Source organism: Bacillus spizizenii TU-B-10, assembly GCF_000227465.1.
GTDB lineage: Bacteria > Bacillota > Bacilli > Bacillales > Bacillaceae > Bacillus > Bacillus spizizenii.
Genome location: NC_016047.1, coordinates 662,649 through 680,650, shown reverse-complemented (window position 1 = coordinate 680,650; position 18,002 = coordinate 662,649). Strand labels below are relative to the sequence as shown.

The following is an 18,002-nucleotide window of genomic DNA, read 5'->3' as shown; positions in this document are numbered from 1 at the left end:
GGTCATAATGTTGGCTAAGGTAGCTTTTATCGTTCGACAAAACAGCTTTCCAGATCACGATTTCATTTTTCTTCTGGTTATGATTCAACCAGAAACAGAGAAACCAAAAAATGATCACAAGCAAGAATGGGGGATTTATATATGTCACAGGACAAACAAGTTGTACTTGTCACCGGCGGAAATCGCGGAATTGGATATGAACTGGCCAAGCAATTAGGTGTGAATGGGTTTAAGGTCATTCTGGCAAGCCGAGATCCAGTGTTAGGTCCTGAAGCGGCACAAAAACTTAGGGCTTCAGGTCTTGATGTTTCATTTGTGCCGATTGATGTAGAAGATCAAGAAAGCATCCGGCAAGCTGTGATTACAGTAAATGAGCAATATGGAAGATTAGATGTGTTAATCAATAATGCAGGTGTGTATTTAGATAAGAATGAAAAATTATTGTATATGGACCCTTCCATCCTAGAGAAAACGATGGCAATTAATTTCTTCGGCGCTTATCATGTCATGCGGTCCTTTATTCCTCTCATGGAAAAACAGGGCTACGGGAGAATTATTAATGTTTCTTCAGAATATGGAGCTGTGAGCGAAATGTCTGACCAAGGAGTCGGGGCTTATAAGTTATCCAAACTTGCACTAAATGGATTGACACGATTGGCCGCTGCAGAAATCAAGGGCGATATCAAAATAAACGCGGTCGATCCGGGATGGGTAAGTACAGATATGGGTGGGCCATCTGCTCCGAGAACGCCTAAGGAAGCTGCCGAGTCTATCCTTTGGTTAGCGACGACTGGGCCAGATGGACCTAACGGGGAATTCTTCAGAGACAGAGAACGAATTGATTGGTAAGCAAAAACATATTTTATGATCGTTTATTATTTAAAGGCTTACCTCAATTAAAGAACGTTTAGGACGCAGTTCGGTTGCCTTTATAATGAATGCCGCCGGGCATCTTTCTGCATAAGAAAATAACCCCAAGGGCAGTTATACCCTTGGGATTGTTGGATGCCGAAAGAATAACAGACGTTTCATATCTAATCTCTCCATTTTTTTAAACAAATTTCAAAACGATCATATCTATTACATGGTAATATTTAGATACATAAACTTTTATATAAAGCTGAAACCGAGTTGATGGAGAGGAATGAAAGAATGAAGAAACTTAGAAAGGTATTTTATAGTAATGTTACCCTGTTGCTTCTCGCCTTATTGCTTGTTGGATGTACGGGCAGTAAGAACGAAGTATCAAAACAATCTTCAAATCATGATGCTGCTGCACAATCTGATGAAAATCATAATGGGACTGAAGATAGCACCAAAATAGACAAAGATGAATCGGAGCCAACAACAGAATCAGAAGAATCCGTAACAAAGGCTTCAAATGAACATCCTTCAAAAGAAACCGCAGCGGATGAATCAAATGAAACTTCATCAAAAGAAGTAAAAAACGAAGAGGAAGGTAAAGAAGGCAATGTATTGGCGGCATACTCTTCTGAAAAAATCGAATATGCCCGAGTTTGGCTCCAGCTTGGACCCAATCAAGAGATAGATGAATTGAATGTTCGACACATTTCAGCTGGCGAACTGATTAATCCTAATGATGATACAAGTGCGAGCTATCCAGAAGATGTGATCCAGTTAGCTGGTTCTCGATTAGTGGATGGATCAGTCACTTATCATGGAAATGGAGATGGCACGATTCATGTATACAATGTCCCTTTACGCTGGGATTCCGCTGAGGATCTCGATCAAGGCGTGATGCGGGAAGTGACTGAGAATATCATTAAAAATATAAAAAAAGTGTACGTTGATCCAGGTGACAATGAAAAAATCAAGCGACTCATTGACATTATGGTTATTCATTAGTCAGTAATCGTTTGTTTACAGCAGACACCGCGCTTTTTCACCTGAATCCCCTTTTATAAATAATGGATAATAAGGAAAAAAGTATGATGCATTACTATTGAACAAAGTTTGGAGTGTGATCACTTGCTGAAAAATCTACCGATTCTATTAGCTATCCTATCAGTTGGAAGCATTCTAAATGTGATGAGTCTTACCCTAAAATTATCAGAGCCTTTTCACTGGATCGTATTATTACTAGGTGTTGCATTATTATTTTATAGCGCTGTATGTCTAGTAGCATACAATATTAATCAAAAAATAACATCTTAGTAGTAAGTGAATGATGTCTTAAGAAAAACAAGCATATAACAATATGCTTGTTTTTCTTCTACATATAGTAGCTAATTCCTTCAAACTCTGACTCCATATTCAGCCTCTTAGATCTTAAACGTGGTTGAACTATTACATTCACGTTATCTATAACAGCAAACTATAATTCTTTTGAGCAACATCACAGTAAAAAACGTGTTCCATTATTTGTTTGCTCGGGCCTTATTCAACCTTTTTGAGATGCGGTATCCAGCAACATAATGTATAATTCTTCCTATCTACTTGCAGGAGGCATTACATCATGAAAATTAGAGTTACTGGAATTTTAGTTGGTATTACTTTATTTATTACTGGTATTCTTTTGCCAGAAGCAAAATTTGATTACCCTCAGTGTATTAGTTTTGCTGGAGCTTTTATAGCATCAACATCTATTGGAAGTCTCATGAAACTCAAAAAGCAATCGGCAACTAACTAACTTTTGAATGTCTCCTTCCTAGAAAGAGGCAGGGGGCACGAAACGGGCACTGTTTTTCGGCGAGTGCCTTCTACAAAATAGAGATATAAAGTGTTTTTCATTCATCTAAAAATACAGAAAAGAAGGTAAGCATGGAAAATATAAAAGACGAAACCAAGAAAATAAAAAAGGATTTCAATCCAAAAGACGCTGTTTTCGTATTCTCTTCTTTTACATTCATTTGCGTGGCTATCATTTTTATGCTAGTGGTTTATGATGTGCTCACGATTCAAAATTTCCTGTCATTCGATAAACCAATCAGAATGATACTGCATGTATTTATTGCTTCATTTGCTCTGCTTTTGTTTGGTGTAATTTTATCGCTTTCCATTCCCTCCAAATATATTGACGATACAAACAAGAGCTATCAAAATTATTCACTGTTAAGTATTGTTGCCTTTATGTTTGCAGGTGCGTTATTTGAAGAACTTTTGTTCAGGGGAACTATTCAAAATTTGCTTTTTATATTCATAGAGAACCAATGGATTGCAATTATAACTGCCACTCTAATTTTCTTAGGTTTTCATATCCAATACTTTCAAAAGCCTATGATGCTCATAAATATAAGCATCCCAAGTTTGACTTTCGGGTGGATATATTTTGACACGAACAATATTTTAGTACCTTTTGTTGTACATTTTCTAATGAACTTAGGCATAACGCTTTTATTTAAATACAATATATTACGGATGAAAAGATAACGCATATAACTTAATTTATTGATATTTGGGCCTTGATTAACTTTTAATTAAGGTTTTTTTACACATTCCTCGACATTTCAGCGTATCTATTTTTTCAATGCCACACACTAATTATTGCTTCTTTCGAATCTTTTTTGTTTTTAGGAATCCGAAGCAGTTCGAGTAACTAGTAATACTTAGAGTTACGGAAAATTACTAATCCTTTAATCCCTTTCCATCGAGAATTTTTTGCACATATTTTTCAACCCTTGACTCTCGGGTTTTGGATTGTTTGGCTTGAGAAAAATGAAGAATATATGCTCTTTGCCGTCCTGGCGTCAATGCTTCAAAAGCTGTTTTCAAGGCAGGGATTTCATCGAATTTATTTTGAAGTTCTTCAGGAATTTTATATTCTGTATTCTTTTTTAAATCCACTTCCAACCCGGCTTTTTCAACTTCAATGGCCTCATGAATATAGGCTTTCAAGATCGTTTCCATTTCATCAATTTCCTGAACATTGGTAAACCGAATCTGGCGTGCCGCCTGTACATTCTCCGTTTGTTGGATGAGAATCCCATGGGCATCCTGTAACAAGGCACCTTTGTGAAACAGAAGCGCACAATATTCTTTAAATCCATGTATTAAAACGATGTTCTTATTATTAAGCGTGTAGCAAGGATGCTTCCACTTAAATTCTTCAGTCAGCTCACAGTCAAGAACGATAGCTCTCAACTTCTCATATTCTTCCTTCCACTTTTTCGCTTTACTTAAAAATTCATCAACCTTAGGATTCGTTCTGTTATTTGTCATGAAGGAATTCCCCTCTTTCCAGGCATTTTTAATGAAGGCTTAATGGTTCGTCGTTCATTTACATGAATTGACACTAATGAAGCCCAGTCAATTTTATTTTTGACATCTGGGTATTTATTTTATTCTTCTATAGGTTCCTTCTCTTATTAGTCAATAGATTAAGCTTAAAGTGGAGATGATGCAACAACAAAAAACACAGGGATTCATATGACGGACATCTTATAAGATATGCCCGGGTAGACTTGCTTGCCGAGTATCTATATCCAAACAGCAACAGCAGTCATCAAGGGTTATATCGATGTCCACAATATAAAAAAAGAAGGCCAATATAGCCTTCTCACCTTGTTTTATTACTTCACTGTCAATCTGAAAAATAACAATTCTATTATTATGTACCTTTTTTATTCTTGCCAACGCATAAGGTTACTGCAACACTAGCTATACTGACTAAAGTTCCTGCAATAGAAACAAGAATTGTCAAAAAGCCATTGGGAATAAGAAATCCAATTGGAATGAGTCCCAGAAAAGTTAAAACGATAACACATTGATATACTCCTGAAATTATTCTTACAACCAAGTTACCAAAAAAGGACATGGCTAAAGGAGGGATGAATAAAAATATAACGATCCCAAATGAGATCATTAAAATAATAGGCTCATCAAATGAAATGACATGATCTCCAGGTGAATCTTTACCAGCTACTAGTAAAACAATGATAGACATAATCAGTGTAAGAAAAACTAAAGAAAACCTTTTTAACAACGTTATAACTCCTTTTTTAAATGTACTAAAAACGGGTATCCTGCTTTTTTTCAATTTCCATAACCATTTTATGTTATTCACTGCAGAATATGAATGCAATTCTATTTTTCATTAATTCTTCTAGTGAATTCTGTATTTTTCGCTTATTTTCATTATCCAAGCAATATCAATTCGTTTACATTGCCTCTTGACAACCTCACTCTCTTTTCGCCAAATTAAGTATTGGAACCTTTATCTAACAATATAACAATTTAATGGAAATTAGGCAATTTAGAACTTACATCACTGCTAGATCAATAGGAGCAAAAGAAATTTCAAAATAAACAACTGAATAATTGTTGCAGTATGCACATGTCTTTATAGAATGTTTAAAAAACCTGTACAAATACAGGTGAAGAACTTACTTTATTTCATATGAGTTATCCTGCAAAACGGTGCACGGAATGTCGGGTAGATACATTTCACTCCTGTTATTCTTTTGTTAAAGGAGGTCAAATAAATGGATTCGCTTAAAAGGATGAATAGAGCATTAAAGTATATTGAAGAAAACCTCACAAATGATATTGATTTTAAAGAAGTAGCAAAGCTTGCTTTCTGCTCTGAATATCATTTTAAAAGGATGTTTTCCTTCCTTGCAGGTATTTCATTATCGGAATATATTCGTCGCAGACGTCTTACTCTTGCAGCTTTTGAACTGAAAGACAGCAATGTAAAAGTGATTGACATTGCAATAAAATACGGTTATAACTCACCAGATTCTTTTGCGCGGGCATTCCAGAATTTACATGGCATAAACCCATCAAAAGCCAGACTTAATGGCCATTCCCTTAAAGCCTATCCACGAATGACCTTCCAGCTATCAATCAAAGGAGGAAATGAAATGAATTACCGTATTGAAGAAAAAGAGGCATTTCGCATCGTTGGCATTAAAAAAAGAGTTCCTATTATTTTCAATGGGATTAATCCGGAAATTGCATCTATGTGGGAAAGTTTAGATGAAAAAGCAATAAATAAACTAAAAGAGCTTTCTAATGTAGCACCATCAGGACTCATTAGTGCATCCACGAATTTTTCTGAAGGTCGGATGGAGGAGAATGGAGAGCTTGATCACTATATTGGCGCAGCCACAACGAAACAGTGTCCAAATAACTTATCACGGCTTGAAGTTCCTGCCTCAACGTGGGCTGTATTCGAAGCAATCGGACCATTTCCGAATACACTGCAAGACGTATGGGGACGCATTTATTCCGAATGGTTTCCATCATCAAATTATGAACAAATAGAAGGTCCAGACATACTGTGGAACGAGCATAAGGATGTAACATCGCCATCTTTTAAAAGTGAAATTTGGATACCGGTTTCAAAAAAGTAATATATTTTACGATGAAGTAAGAGGAATTGAAGGGCCTTTAAGGAAGGGGCTAATCCCTTCCTCTTTATGCACCAACTCGATCTGCGGCAATTTTGAAAAGCGCTGTCTGCATCTTCAAAGTGAGTAAATATTGAGATACCACTTAGAATTCGGCTGATCTTCATTTATCATCTCCCCTTTTTTATGTTTCATCTCGCCTCAATGCTCATATGATACTAATCATTTGATGGCTCTTCATTTCCACGGATAATGAAAATATCAGGTGATCTCCTATGAACCTAGGTCAGAATATCTGTCTGTAAGCTTCCTATCTTTTTTTCTCCTCTATAATGAAAAAAGAACCTTTTTAGGCTCTTTTTAATCACGATTTTCCTGAATAAAATTGGTTAGCACCTATTATTAGAAATCATCCACTCTTTTTCTCACTTTCTTACTTAGCTTAAAACCGAATCTATTTATATACTCTTCATTTTTAGCCATGATTTGATAAGCTTCGATTATTGGCAAGGTGCGAATTAAAATGTACGCACCAATAGCGATCAAAACCACACAAACCGGATAGTAGGCATTGAAACCTGAGACTATATGTTTTCTTTCCAGAAAAAAAGGAATTCCGCCTGCTACAATTGAACAAACACCAGCAACCATGACAGCAGCATACCGTCTTTTCATATCTTTATATTTTACTGTCAGTTCTTTATGATGATTTTGGTCAAAAATCAGAGCTTCTTTCTTGAGTACCTTGTATTTATCTTCTACCGTAATCAATCCTGTCACAATAGCCCCAATGCCGAGTACAGCTATGATCATGATAAGGAGTGTATAGATGGCTGGTTCTTGTTTAAAAACCAAATAAGGGACAGTGGATAAAATAAGCAGGCTCAGTCCGAAAGAAACATATTTGGAAACTTTGCGTTCATGCAATAAAAAGCCATCTGCCATTTCCCTGCTTACATAATATCCTTCTTTATTGTCACGATGCGGCTCAACAGAATCTTTTAACAAATAATCAATTGACACTTCAAAAATGTTTCCAATCATTAAAAGTTTCTCGGTTTCAGGAAACCCTTGCCCATTTTCCCATTTGCTAATCGCCTGCCTTGTCGTGTTTACTTTTTCAGCTAAAGCTTCCTGAGACAGTCCTTTTTCTTTTCGTAACTTAAAAAGTTTCTCACCAAATGTCATAGTTTAGAACTCCTTTGCTTTGATGACTACATTTTATGAAAACAACGCTCCCCGTTCTATCTTCCAGCAAATGCACTTTGTCAACTTACGGTTGCAACGATGTTATACATTGTTGTTTATTCCTGTTCAGACCATGTCTTGAACAAAAAAGAGTAAATGTTTTCAAAAATAAACATCCAATTCCTTTTTATTCTTTAGTATAGATAAACAACTCATTATTTTCCACTTTTTATCGATTCCCCTTAACTTGTGATGTTCACTCCTAGTTATTTCATTCGTCCAAAGAAACATAAAAAAACCAAGGATCTATAACCCTTGGTTTCATTGATACGGCTAAGAGGACTTGAATTTCCACGGGGTTGTCCCCACCAGGAAATTCATGGGTTCTTAAGAGCTTTACTGAAGCAAAGCCCCTTTTATACCGTGTGATTTTTTGACGCACCCAGGCCGAATATGAACAGCAGAATGCTGACCATAAGCAACAGTAATATTGGGAAGTTCCAGCTTGCCGTGACATCATGGAGCAAACCAAACAATGTCGGTCCTGTTGCAGCCAGCAAATATCCAACAGATTGCGACATACCGGACAAAGAAGCCGCATCGGAGGCATCTTTCGTCCGCAAGCTTAAAAAGATCATAGCCAAACTGAACGCACATCCCCCAGCAAACCCGAGTAAAATTGTCCATAACAAAATCAGTGCATTATCGCCGAAATAAAGGCCACCCAATGAAACAAAAAACAGGACAGTCATCATGACAACCAATAAACGCTGATTCTTCATGCGTCCCGCAACGATCGGTACGATGAATGATACGGGAAGCGAAGCGAATTGAAATAGCGATAGCATCCAACCAGCGCTGTCTTCACTCAAGCCCCGGCTTGCCATGATTTCAGGTAACCAAGCGATCAAAACATAGAAAAGCAGAGACTGCAATCCCATAAAAAGTGTAATCATCCATGCCAGCGGTGAACGCCACAGATTTCGCCGCGTCGACGTACCGCTAGTAGTTATCATGGCTGACGCGTGACTCGCCCGCACTTTAGGAAACCAGAATAGTGCGGCTACCAGAGCGAGCAGGCCCCAGATTCCAAGTGCGCCATTCCAGCCAAAACCGAGATTGCGGGCGAGCGGGACACTTACACCGGAGGCTATCGCACCGCATAAATTCATCGACACTGAATACAGCCCTGTCATAAGACCGACATTATGAGAAAAATCCCGTTTAACAAGACCTGGAATTAGCACGTTGCACACCGCAATCGCGAGCCCAAGCAAAACGGTGCCTGCAAATAAAGGAACTGTTGCGGTCAGCGAGCGGACAGCAATACCTGCCATGAGAAGAACCAATGCATAAAGTATGATCCGTTCCATCCCGAAGCGGCGCGCCAAGATAGGCGCGAAGGGGGAAAGAAGCGAGAAAGCAAGCAACGGCAATGTCGTGAGCAAGCCTGCCGCGGTATGCGATAATCCAAGGGACTCGCGAATCGATCCTACCAGTGGGCCTACCGACGTTAGCGGTGACCGCATCGTCAATGATATAAGGACGATGCCTATGATGATCGGCCAACTCAATGAGAGCGAACGCTTTAACCCAGTTGGTTTGGTATCACTTTGTACGCTCATGACCGCTCCCCCTCTTCAACAGCGATAACATCCTTCGATTCCTGGATATAACGATGAACTGCTTCCACGGCACGATCTGCGTCCTGACCGACAATCGCTTCGACCAGTTGTCGGTGCATTTCCAAAAAATCCGTATCGACTTCAAAACTAGTCAGGCTTGTAATCGAATCTTGTAACGCTTCAGCGATATGGTTGTATATTTCGATCAGTATTTCATTATGCGACGCCTTGACAATGCTTTGATGTAGACGGATATCCGCCGTTACAAAGTCATCAATGTTACCGAGTTCTGCCGCTGCCTCGCAGCGTTCCAGTTGGAGAAGAAGTTCGCGGGCCTCGTCGTCGGTTCTGCGTTGTGCAGCAAGATGGGCCCCCTCACGTTCGAGAGCATACCGAACTTCTAATGTTTGCAACGTATCGGTACGCGAAATGCGTTTTTTCAACACGACTCCCAAAGCACTTGAAGAGCAGACATAAGTTCCGTCACCTTGTTTCGTCTTCAAGAGTCCTGCATGTATCAATGCCCGAATTGCTTCCCTTAATGTATTGCGGCTAACATTCAACTCGTTCATCAACTCCGGCTCGGCCGGAATGCGCATCCCGACACCCCACTTGCCTGATTCGATCAAACTTTCCATTTGTAGAGCGACTTGCTCAACCAGCGTCTGCCGGTTTGTTTTCTGAAGCATGTGTTTATCCTCCTGTAAAGCACTTATCAAACATAGGATGTTTGGTTAATCGGTATTTTATCACGCCTCTAAAATTAAGACAAGAAAATAATAAGCCAATGAAAGGGAAACCTGCTGCTCATGTAAAGATATTGAATTTAACAGCAATACAGAAATCCCTTACAAAAAAGATACCTAAAAGGAGATTTAATAACTCATTTTCAATGAAAAACTGATTGATATTAATTAGTCGGGTTTCAGGATATACACGGACCATTGCCCTTTCCTTTATTGGGAATCCGACACGTTCCCTATTCTTTTTGCTTGATCTGATTTTCTAAAAAAGTTGTTGACAACGAAAAAATGATCATGTTATTATTAAAAGTTTGATATTCCACCTCCATATATGGTAATCTTAAGAAGGTTACCATACATGGAGGTGGATGATATGTTTCAAATTGGCGATAACATTGTTTATCCAATGCACGGAGCAGGTATAATTGAAGCTATAGAAGAAAAAGAAATCTTAGGGAAAAAACAACAGTATTATGTTATAAAAATGACGATTAGTAATATGCAAGTTATGATTCCAACGCGTAAAATATTGAGCTCAAGTATCCGACCAGTTACTGATATACGTGCATTAAAACACATTATACACATTTTTCAGCATGGAGAATCAGATAGGTTACTGCCATGGAAGCAAAGGTATATAGTAAACACGAACAAAATAAAAACGGGTGAAATACAAGAAGGCGCTGAAGTTGTACGTGATTTACTGCGTATGAAGAAAGAAAAAGCACTTAATGCAAGCGAAAAAAAAATGTTGGATAATGCATATGAATTTTTGATTAGTGAACTGGAAGTAATTAAAGGAATCACTGAAAAACAAATAAAAAGTTTTTGTTAAGGTTAATTATAGAGAATGTATCGCATGAAAATCCCGAATTTTTCGATAATATCACGATAAAAAGTAAAGCCATTTCAAAAACGTTCAACTTCTTCAACTTACTTATAAAACATTAACCTCTTTTGTTATTCCTACAATCTAATCCATTTTTATTATTTACATTTTTTCTACAACATTTGAAGTTTGATCAAAAAAACTCGATGAAATAGTCACTTGATGTTTGTAATCCTGATTCACACTGGCACGGACAAGGAGCCGTAAGGATGGAAGAGAGGTAGGGCTTTCATTGTTTTAGGTATCTCTAAGTGATTATTTCTTGTAGATAAAACATTCAATTTCCACTCTATCTTTAAGAATTTCTTATATCCACTGCGAAAGTGAATAGTAATTGTTTATCTTCTTTTCATAAAAGAGATACACGGGTTGTTAACATTTAAATATATGGCCCACAATAAAAAAATGACGAAGTTCTAGAACTAGAAATCATTTTTATGATTCATTTAATCTTGTAGTTAAATTAACGGGCAGATTAGTGAAAAAAGAATGAATAAAATGCAGTTGCATTCGAAAAGAAAAGTAATTAATTTATATACATTCCGCATATTGTCAATCCAGTATGTTATACTGTAAACAAACCTTTGAAGTTTTAAATCTTTTTCTATTACCTTGTAGCATCTCCCTACTCGAACGTTGAGTAGGGTTTTTTATTGAGAATTATTAAGAGAACATAAAAAAACAGGCCCTATAGAAAGAGCCTGTTTGTATAAACGATTGAAGATTAAGCTTTTTGAACGTTAGCAGCTTGAGCTCCACGAGCACCTTGCTCAACGTCAAACGTTACTTTTTGACCTTCGTCTAAAGATTTGAATCCGTCACTTTGGATTGCAGAGAAGTGTACGAATACATCGTCTCCGTTTTCACGTTCGATGAAGCCAAAACCTTTTTCTGCATTAAACCATTTCACTGTACCTTGTTCCATTTTTGTTGCCTCCTAGTGTGTAACCACACAGTGTATACTATCCTTGCCCAAAGTATCATCAAGACGAAAAGTCAATATTCATACTATCCTTTACACCGAACAAAAATAATTCTTCTTTATCATAACACGAAACGGAAATAACTGCAAATTAATATTGTCGTTTTATTCATGGCATTATTTGTTAAACATATGGATGCCAGTGCGAATAAGAGGCCTATTAATAACTATGGTTTGAAAACACTGTGAAAATGAATCACGAGTGTCTTCAAACCTTTTTCTTTGCTTAATAGTACTTCATTAATGATTGTCAAAAAGCTCAGCTGTTTCTTGTTCAAGTACAAGATAATCTTTTAAAGGCAGGGCTGTTCACTCGTAAAACTTTGTTACTGCAGATGTTTCCAAACAGTCACTCATGGATATCCTCATTACTTCATTATCACTTTCCAAAACCTTTTCACCTCAAACAATCAATGTTCACGGTCTAAATAAATCGATTCCCATAGGGGAGCAGTGAGCGAGTTTGGCCCGATAAAGAGCCGGGTATAATCTTCATACACCATTTGTATCCCGGCTGGCTCTGCTAATAAAGATGTAATTGAACTGGAAATCAGTTTATCATTTCCAATAATTTCACAGATAGAGGGGAAGAATACTTATCATATATGTGGTGTATGACGTTGGGCCTTCAAAGGCTATAAAACGTTTTCTACACTTAGAAGATCATCAGGGAAGGGGAAACTTTTAAAAATGAAAGAACAAAACCTAAGGACTTTGAGAAAACTGGTTACACCTTATGAAAAGTCCGATTTACAAAAAAGTATTTGTCAAATCATTAACACATTGGTACCATTTTTCCTGCTATGGTGTTTGGCATATAAGAGTTTGTCGATTTCTTATTTCCTTACATTAGCGATTTCTGTCGTTGCGGCAGGTTTTTTAGTAAGAACCTTTATCATCTTTCATGATTGCTGCCACTATTCCTTTTTTAAGAACAGAAAGGCGAATCGAATCCTTGGAACAATAACAGGAATTCTGACTCTGCACCCTTTTGATCATTGGTCACACGACCATTCTGTCCATCATGCGACAAGCAGCAACCTGGACAAACGCGGTACAGGCGATATTTGGGTACTTACCGTTGAAGAATATAAGAAAGCCTCAACTAAGACAAAAATCATGTACCGTTTGTACAGAAATCCGTTTGTTATGTTTATGATTGGGCCGATTTACGTCTTCGGGATTACCAATCGTTTTAATCGTAAAGGGGCAAAACGCAAAGAACGGATGAATACGTATGTAACGAACCTGGGGATCGTCACTTTGGCAGCACTTTTATGTTGGGTTATTGGCTGGCAAAACTTCCTGCTGGTTCAGGTGCCCATTTTTATGATATCAGGATCTCTCGGAATTTGGATGTTTTATATTCAGCACACGTTTGAGGATTCTTATTTTGAAGAAGATGAGCATTGGGAATATGTAAAAGCAGCAGTTGAAGGGAGTTCTTTTTATAAGCTACCAAAAGTTATGCAATGGCTAACAGGAAATATCGGTTTCCATCATGTTCATCATTTAAGCCCGAGAGTCCCAAACTATAAGCTTGAAAAAGCGCATAACAACACTGAACCATTGCAAAACGTTCCGACCATTACACTGGCAACAAGTCTTAAGTCGTTAAAGTTCCGCCTATGGGATGAAGAAGGCAAAAAATTTGTCGGTTTTAGCCACTTAAAAAAAGCTTCTAAAAGCCAAGTGTCAGCGCGGCTAGGAACGGATTAAATAAACTCCCCATATAATCGATAATAAGGGACAGTGTATCTTGCAGAATAAAAGTGCAGACTCGCGCAACGGTTTTGTGCAGAGGTCAGCACTTTTTTAGTGACTCGACAATGTGGTACATTTGTTGCCGTATTTTCCGCAAAAAAATAATACCAAAGGTGATTAAACCCTGGGTATTATTGGGATGCGGCCGAGAGGACTTGAACCTCCACGGGTTATTCACCCACTTGGCCTTAGAATAATCAATACATACTCATTTGATTTCATAAAAAAGTTGCCAATTAAGGAACATCATAATTGACAACTCAATGCTTACATGTTCTATACTTTTTTCAAAAAAGGGCTCTTGTTATTAAAATGCTTGGGATCTACATCACAGATAAAAGGGTAACTAGTGCTAAAATAGCTGGAAGTCCTTGTTTCACAATAATTGATTTATTTGATGTGAAACCTCCGAAAATGGCTGCTACTACCACACAAATTACGAAAAATAATTGAACCATATAGCCAATTGGATTGAGCCCAAGTATAAGTCCCCAAATGAGACCAGCAGCTAGAAATCCATTATATAAACCTTGGTTTGCAAACATAACGGCTACGTTTCGATCTCCTTCTAAATGCCTTGGCAATTTGAACGCGCGTTTTGCCGCCTTTGAATCAATAAAAAACATTTCAAGGATCATAATGAATAAATGTTCTAATGCTACGATCCCTACTAAAATAGTTGCGATTATTTCCACATTATTCTCTCCCCTATACTCCCTAATATTAGTTTTATATTTTTGAACTAAGGTGACGATATGACATATACTTGGACGGCTGCTTTAAGGAGTAGACATTTATGTCTACTCCTTAAAAATTATTTTTGACTAACCATCAACTTACAGCCAAGAGCAATAAATACTGTTCCAGAAACTTTATTGAGGATATTATTGAATTTCTTGTTGTCTTTAAGTGTTTTTGTGGCCATAGTTGAAAAGTACGTGACTAAGATGTACCACAATAAGGCTATTACGGCGAAGATGCTCCCTAAAATAAGAAATGACAATGACACAGTCGACCCTGATGTTGATGCAAACTGAGGCAAAAATGATAAATAGAACAGAATGTTTTTAGGGTTAGCGATGTTTGTAATAACCCCCTGGATATAATGTTTTTTAAGCGTCTCGTTAGCTGCATCCTTTAAAGTTATTCCGTCATTTTTCTTAAGAAGTGCTTTCATTCCAATGTAGATTAAATATAGCCCTCCCACAAGTTTTATAGCAGTAAACAGAACAACCGACTTAGCTAAGATAATAGATAATCCAACAGTAGCAAGTATTGTGTGAACAAAAGCACCGGTAGCAATTCCAGCAGATGCAGCAAAACCACTTGCTCTGCCATTTGAGATACTTCTGCTTAATACAAACACAGCGTCTATGCCAGGAGCAGCTATAAAAACAAATGATGACAATACAAACAAAAAAAGATCATGAATTCCAAACATATAGTTCAACTCCAAAATTCCACATTCCATCTACGAAAATTTCAATAACTAAATTTCAACGAATCAAATTTTTTGAACAACTCCATGCTAGGAACTCATAACAGTTTTAAAAACCTTTTCCGCCAATCCTCTGCGAGAGCATCGATTTTCAATATTTCTTCAATTGATTTTTTATCCTCTTTTTGATGAAAAAGAACTTGTGTGGCAGAAAGTACAGATATTTCACATGGGTCCTTTTCAACAAGCTCTATTTCTGAACTAGACTCAATCGTCCCTTCTTTTAGCACCCGAAAAAAATAACCGGTTAGACATGTTTCAACCACTTTCTTCAGAAAATCTCTCTCTTCATTGTATTTCGATATAGTTGCACATGGCACTCTTCCTTGTGTTACCTGAATGATGGTACTACCTATTCTATACACATCACCTATACAAACCTGTTCTTCCAACATGCCTGTTGCAGTAATATTTTCTCCAAAAATAGGCGGAGTCATTTTTTTATTAAACATTCGTTCCCAATAAGAATAATGCTCAAATGGGTATAAACATACTGCTCGATCAACACCACCGTGGAACTTGTGGTTAGCAACATCATCACCAACGAAACCGGATTTTTTCAGCTCAATAGATGATACAGTAGACTTACCTATCGCGGACATTTCTTTTCTATTATTCCAATCATATTCCTTAGGTTTTCCAACAGCTAAATGAATAATTTGTCTATTCATGATACCCCTCCAATCGCCATTTGTTGATCTGAGTTAGTTTGTCCTGTATTCAAAACAAATCAAGGTCTCCACTAGTTAATTTGAATGAAATACAGTTTCTTTAAGAGCACTAATAAAAGCATGAGTTGCAGTACTCAAATATTTATCTTTTCTATAAACAACTCCAATTTCACGAGAAAGATTAGATTTTAAAATTGGAATGATTCTTATATTAGGATGATTAAGGTACTCTAAATAAGGTTTAGGAAGTATTGTTACTCCTACCCCTTTAATAACCATATTAATTAAAGATTGCATGGTTGTAATTTCAAAAATCGGCTTAGGAAAGAACCCTAAGTCTTTACAAGCTTCATCTATAAGTTTCCTAATAAAATACTGTTGAGGGAGTAAAATCGAGGGTGTTGTCTTTAGCACCTCTACATCTAACATTTCCTGATTCTCTAACGGGTGACCTTTAGGCACTGCAAAAGCCATTTCCTCTGTGGATAAAGAAATTGATTCTAATTCATCGCCTTTCATAGGTAAGAATACAATCCCCAAATCCAACTTATTTTCTATGAGTTGTTTGTGAATGTCCCCAGTGCGCAGCCCAAAAACGGATATCTTCACACCAGGGTATTTTTGGTGAAAATTCAGTAAAGTAGGCGTGATAAGGTAATCCTCGACTGTCAACAAAGTTCCAACCAAAATTGTCCCTCTTTGAAGCCCATTCAATTCATCTATTGAGGTTTTAGCCTGTTCTACCTCATAAAAAATTTTGCGAGTATACTTTAAGAGAAGCTTTCCTGATTCAGTAAGTGCTGTTTTTTTACCAATACGATCGAATAAAGGAGTGCCAATTTCATGTTCCAATAATCTAATTTGTTGACTTAAAGAAGGCTGAGAAATTCCTACTTTTTCAGCTGCTCTTGTAAAATGAAGTTCTTGGCATACTGCATAGAAATATTCAAGTTGTTTTAATTCCATCTAGTGCCTCCTTTAGGAAATGAATAGATACAGTTTGAAAAGGGGCATAAGAGTGTACAATTATGCACCTGTTCTACTTTTTTTAGTCTGTCTCTATTATAGTGACTTTAAACTCGATCCCTTGATGGGTACATATTCGTTTTTCGCTGCCCCTATACCCGAGATCAAAACAATAACTGAAGTAAAAACTAACATAAGTAAAGAAACAGTCCAATTATGTGTAATGTCGTGTAACCATCCAAATAAAACAGGCCCTATAGCAGATAGAAGATAACCTAAAGATTGAGCCATACCTGAAAGTTCAGCTGCCTCGTTAGCATTTTGAGTACGCAGACTAAAGAACATCATAGCTAAACTAAATGCAAATCCAATTCCGATTCCAATTATGATCATCCATAAAGGCATAAGGAGTTTATCCCCATATATGATAGCAGCAAACCCAAAAATTAGTAGAGAAGCAGATACAGCTACTAATAACCGCTGGCTTTTTAAACGTCCAGCTAAAATAGAAACGAGAAATGTTACAGGAAGCATAGCAAGTTGCATTAAAGACAACGTCCAGCCAGCTTCATGAGTGTTTAACCCTTTCTCTTCAAGAATTTCAGGTATCCATGTAATCACTGTGTAGAAAATGAAAGATTGAAACCCCATAAATAACGTAACATTCCAAGCTAGCTCTGAACGCCATAAGCTTATTGCTTTAACTTCCTCCCTAGTTTTTTCAACCTGACCAGACTTTTGTTGATATTGCAGTTGTGGTAGCCAAATGAAAATGGTGAGCAGAGATAAAAGTCCCCAACATCCAAGGGCTCCTGACCACCCCAAACCCAAAGATGACGAAATGGGAATACTTATACCAGAGCCAACAGCTCCAAATAAATTCATAGATACTGCATAAAGTCCTGTCATCATACCTATTTTCTTCATAAAGTTATATTTGATAAGACCGGGTAATAAAACATTGCAAATGGCAATAGATGATCCGATTAAAACAGTTCCTATAAATAATGTTTCTTTTCCAACAAAAGAACGTACTCCAATCCCAATTGTTAATATCACTAAAGAAATTAATAAGGTTAACTCCATACCAAAACGCCGAGCTAAATTGGAAGCAAAAGGGGATAAAAATGCAAAAGCAAGTAAAGGTATTGTGGTTATGACTCCTGCTAGTGTATTAGAAATCCCCAAGTCATCACGAATTGCAGCTACTAGCTGACCAACTGATGTTAGTGAGGCTCTAAGGTTTGCGCCAATTAGGATGATACCTAAAATAAGCCATCCTATCCTAGGCTTTAAATCCAACCGCGATTGTCCTACGTAATTTGTTAATTGTGAATTACCCATGATCAATATTGACCCTCCGTA

General features: G+C 37.3%; 19 protein-coding genes. 7 read left to right on the top strand and 12 right to left on the bottom strand.

Annotated elements, in window-relative coordinates; translation table 11 throughout:
• Window positions 1-141 precede the first annotated feature (141 nt).
• The 4 genes from GYO_RS25195 to GYO_RS25185 all read left to right on the top strand — a co-directional run bounded on the left by GYO_RS25195 (window position 142) and on the right by GYO_RS25185 (window position 3,390).
• On the top strand, window positions 142-849 hold the full coding sequence (locus tag GYO_RS25195) for an SDR family oxidoreductase (protein WP_014112776.1): 708 nt from the start codon (window positions 142-144) through the stop codon (window positions 847-849).
• 303 nt (window positions 850-1,152) lie between these two features.
• Window positions 1,153-1,866 (top strand): YdeJ family lipoprotein, encoded by a 714-nt coding sequence (locus GYO_RS25190; RefSeq protein ID WP_014112775.1) that lies wholly within the window; start codon window positions 1,153-1,155, stop codon window positions 1,864-1,866.
• A gap of 610 nt (window positions 1,867-2,476) precedes the next feature.
• Entirely contained in the window at window positions 2,477-2,650 is a 174-nt protein-coding gene (locus tag GYO_RS43945) for a hypothetical protein (protein WP_165762157.1), read from the top strand.
• Window positions 2,651-2,781: 131 nt separating this feature from the next.
• Window positions 2,782-3,390, top strand: a complete 609-nt coding sequence (locus GYO_RS25185; protein WP_174269683.1) for a CPBP family intramembrane glutamic endopeptidase — start codon at window positions 2,782-2,784, stop codon at window positions 3,388-3,390.
• A 195-nt stretch (window positions 3,391-3,585) separates the two neighbouring features.
• On the opposite strand, the gene GYO_RS25180 is transcribed toward GYO_RS25185, so the two are convergent.
• Complete coding sequence (locus GYO_RS25180) at window positions 3,586-4,179, bottom strand: YdeI/OmpD-associated family protein (RefSeq protein WP_014112772.1); 594 nt, start codon at window positions 4,177-4,179, stop codon at window positions 3,586-3,588.
• 388 nt (window positions 4,180-4,567) lie between these two features.
• Entirely contained in the window at window positions 4,568-4,942 is a 375-nt protein-coding gene (locus GYO_RS25175; protein WP_041520863.1) for a YdeH family membrane protein, read from the bottom strand.
• Window positions 4,943-5,441: 499 nt separating this feature from the next.
• Between GYO_RS25175 and GYO_RS25170 the strand changes: the two genes are divergently transcribed.
• On the top strand, window positions 5,442-6,314 hold the full coding sequence (locus GYO_RS25170) for an AraC family transcriptional regulator (RefSeq protein WP_014112770.1): 873 nt from the start codon (window positions 5,442-5,444) through the stop codon (window positions 6,312-6,314).
• A gap of 399 nt (window positions 6,315-6,713) precedes the next feature.
• On the opposite strand, the gene GYO_RS25165 is transcribed toward GYO_RS25170, so the two are convergent.
• The 3 genes from GYO_RS25165 to GYO_RS25155 all read right to left on the bottom strand — a co-directional run bounded on the left by GYO_RS25165 (window position 6,714) and on the right by GYO_RS25155 (window position 9,813).
• Entirely contained in the window at window positions 6,714-7,499 is a 786-nt protein-coding gene (locus GYO_RS25165; RefSeq protein WP_014112769.1) for a helix-turn-helix domain-containing protein, read from the bottom strand.
• A gap of 416 nt (window positions 7,500-7,915) precedes the next feature.
• Entirely contained in the window at window positions 7,916-9,124 is a 1,209-nt protein-coding gene (locus GYO_RS25160) for a CynX/NimT family MFS transporter (protein ID WP_014112768.1), read from the bottom strand.
• The gene (locus GYO_RS25155) at window positions 9,121-9,813 is read right to left on the bottom strand and encodes a FadR/GntR family transcriptional regulator (protein ID WP_014112767.1); all 693 of its coding nucleotides are present in this window, start codon (window positions 9,811-9,813) and stop codon (window positions 9,121-9,123) included. Before GYO_RS25155 ends, GYO_RS25160 begins: the two co-directional genes overlap by 4 nt.
• Before the next feature lie 427 nt (window positions 9,814-10,240).
• Here GYO_RS25155 and GYO_RS25150 point away from each other — a divergent pair, with 427 nt between their 5' ends.
• Window positions 10,241-10,702 (top strand): CarD family transcriptional regulator, encoded by a 462-nt coding sequence (locus tag GYO_RS25150; protein WP_041521131.1) that lies wholly within the window; start codon window positions 10,241-10,243, stop codon window positions 10,700-10,702.
• A 778-nt stretch (window positions 10,703-11,480) separates the two neighbouring features.
• Here GYO_RS25150 and cspC read toward each other — a convergent pair.
• Together cspC and GYO_RS43230 are read right to left on the bottom strand one after the other, a co-directional pair.
• The gene (gene cspC, locus GYO_RS25145; RefSeq protein ID WP_013351108.1) at window positions 11,481-11,681 is read right to left on the bottom strand and encodes a cold shock protein CspC; all 201 of its coding nucleotides are present in this window, start codon (window positions 11,679-11,681) and stop codon (window positions 11,481-11,483) included.
• Window positions 11,682-12,148: 467 nt separating this feature from the next.
• Window positions 12,149-12,241 carry a molecular chaperone TorD family protein gene (locus GYO_RS43230; RefSeq protein WP_080010053.1) on the bottom strand — a complete coding sequence of 31 codons (93 nt, stop codon included), beginning with the start codon at window positions 12,239-12,241 and terminating at the stop codon, window positions 12,149-12,151.
• A 187-nt stretch (window positions 12,242-12,428) separates the two neighbouring features.
• Here GYO_RS43230 and desA point away from each other — a divergent pair, with 187 nt between their 5' ends.
• Window positions 12,429-13,457, top strand: coding sequence for a Delta(5) desaturase DesA (gene desA, locus GYO_RS25140; protein WP_014112762.1), 1,029 nt, complete (start codon window positions 12,429-12,431; stop codon window positions 13,455-13,457).
• Between the two features lie 368 nt (window positions 13,458-13,825).
• Here desA and GYO_RS25135 read toward each other — a convergent pair whose 3' ends face one another.
• From GYO_RS25135 to GYO_RS25115, 5 genes are all read right to left on the bottom strand, one after another.
• Complete coding sequence (locus GYO_RS25135; protein ID WP_014112761.1) at window positions 13,826-14,197, bottom strand: DUF1304 domain-containing protein; 372 nt, start codon at window positions 14,195-14,197, stop codon at window positions 13,826-13,828.
• A gap of 119 nt (window positions 14,198-14,316) precedes the next feature.
• The gene (locus GYO_RS25130) at window positions 14,317-14,943 is read right to left on the bottom strand and encodes a LysE family translocator (RefSeq protein WP_014112760.1); all 627 of its coding nucleotides are present in this window, start codon (window positions 14,941-14,943) and stop codon (window positions 14,317-14,319) included.
• Window positions 14,944-15,038: 95 nt separating this feature from the next.
• Window positions 15,039-15,671, bottom strand: coding sequence for an MOSC domain-containing protein (locus GYO_RS25125; RefSeq protein WP_014112759.1), 633 nt, complete (start codon window positions 15,669-15,671; stop codon window positions 15,039-15,041).
• A 75-nt stretch (window positions 15,672-15,746) separates the two neighbouring features.
• On the bottom strand, window positions 15,747-16,637 hold the full coding sequence (locus GYO_RS25120) for a LysR family transcriptional regulator (protein WP_014112758.1): 891 nt from the start codon (window positions 16,635-16,637) through the stop codon (window positions 15,747-15,749).
• A gap of 96 nt (window positions 16,638-16,733) precedes the next feature.
• Entirely contained in the window at window positions 16,734-17,981 is a 1,248-nt protein-coding gene (locus GYO_RS25115) for a CynX/NimT family MFS transporter (protein WP_041521130.1), read from the bottom strand.
• Window positions 17,982-18,002: the final 21 nt, after the last annotated feature.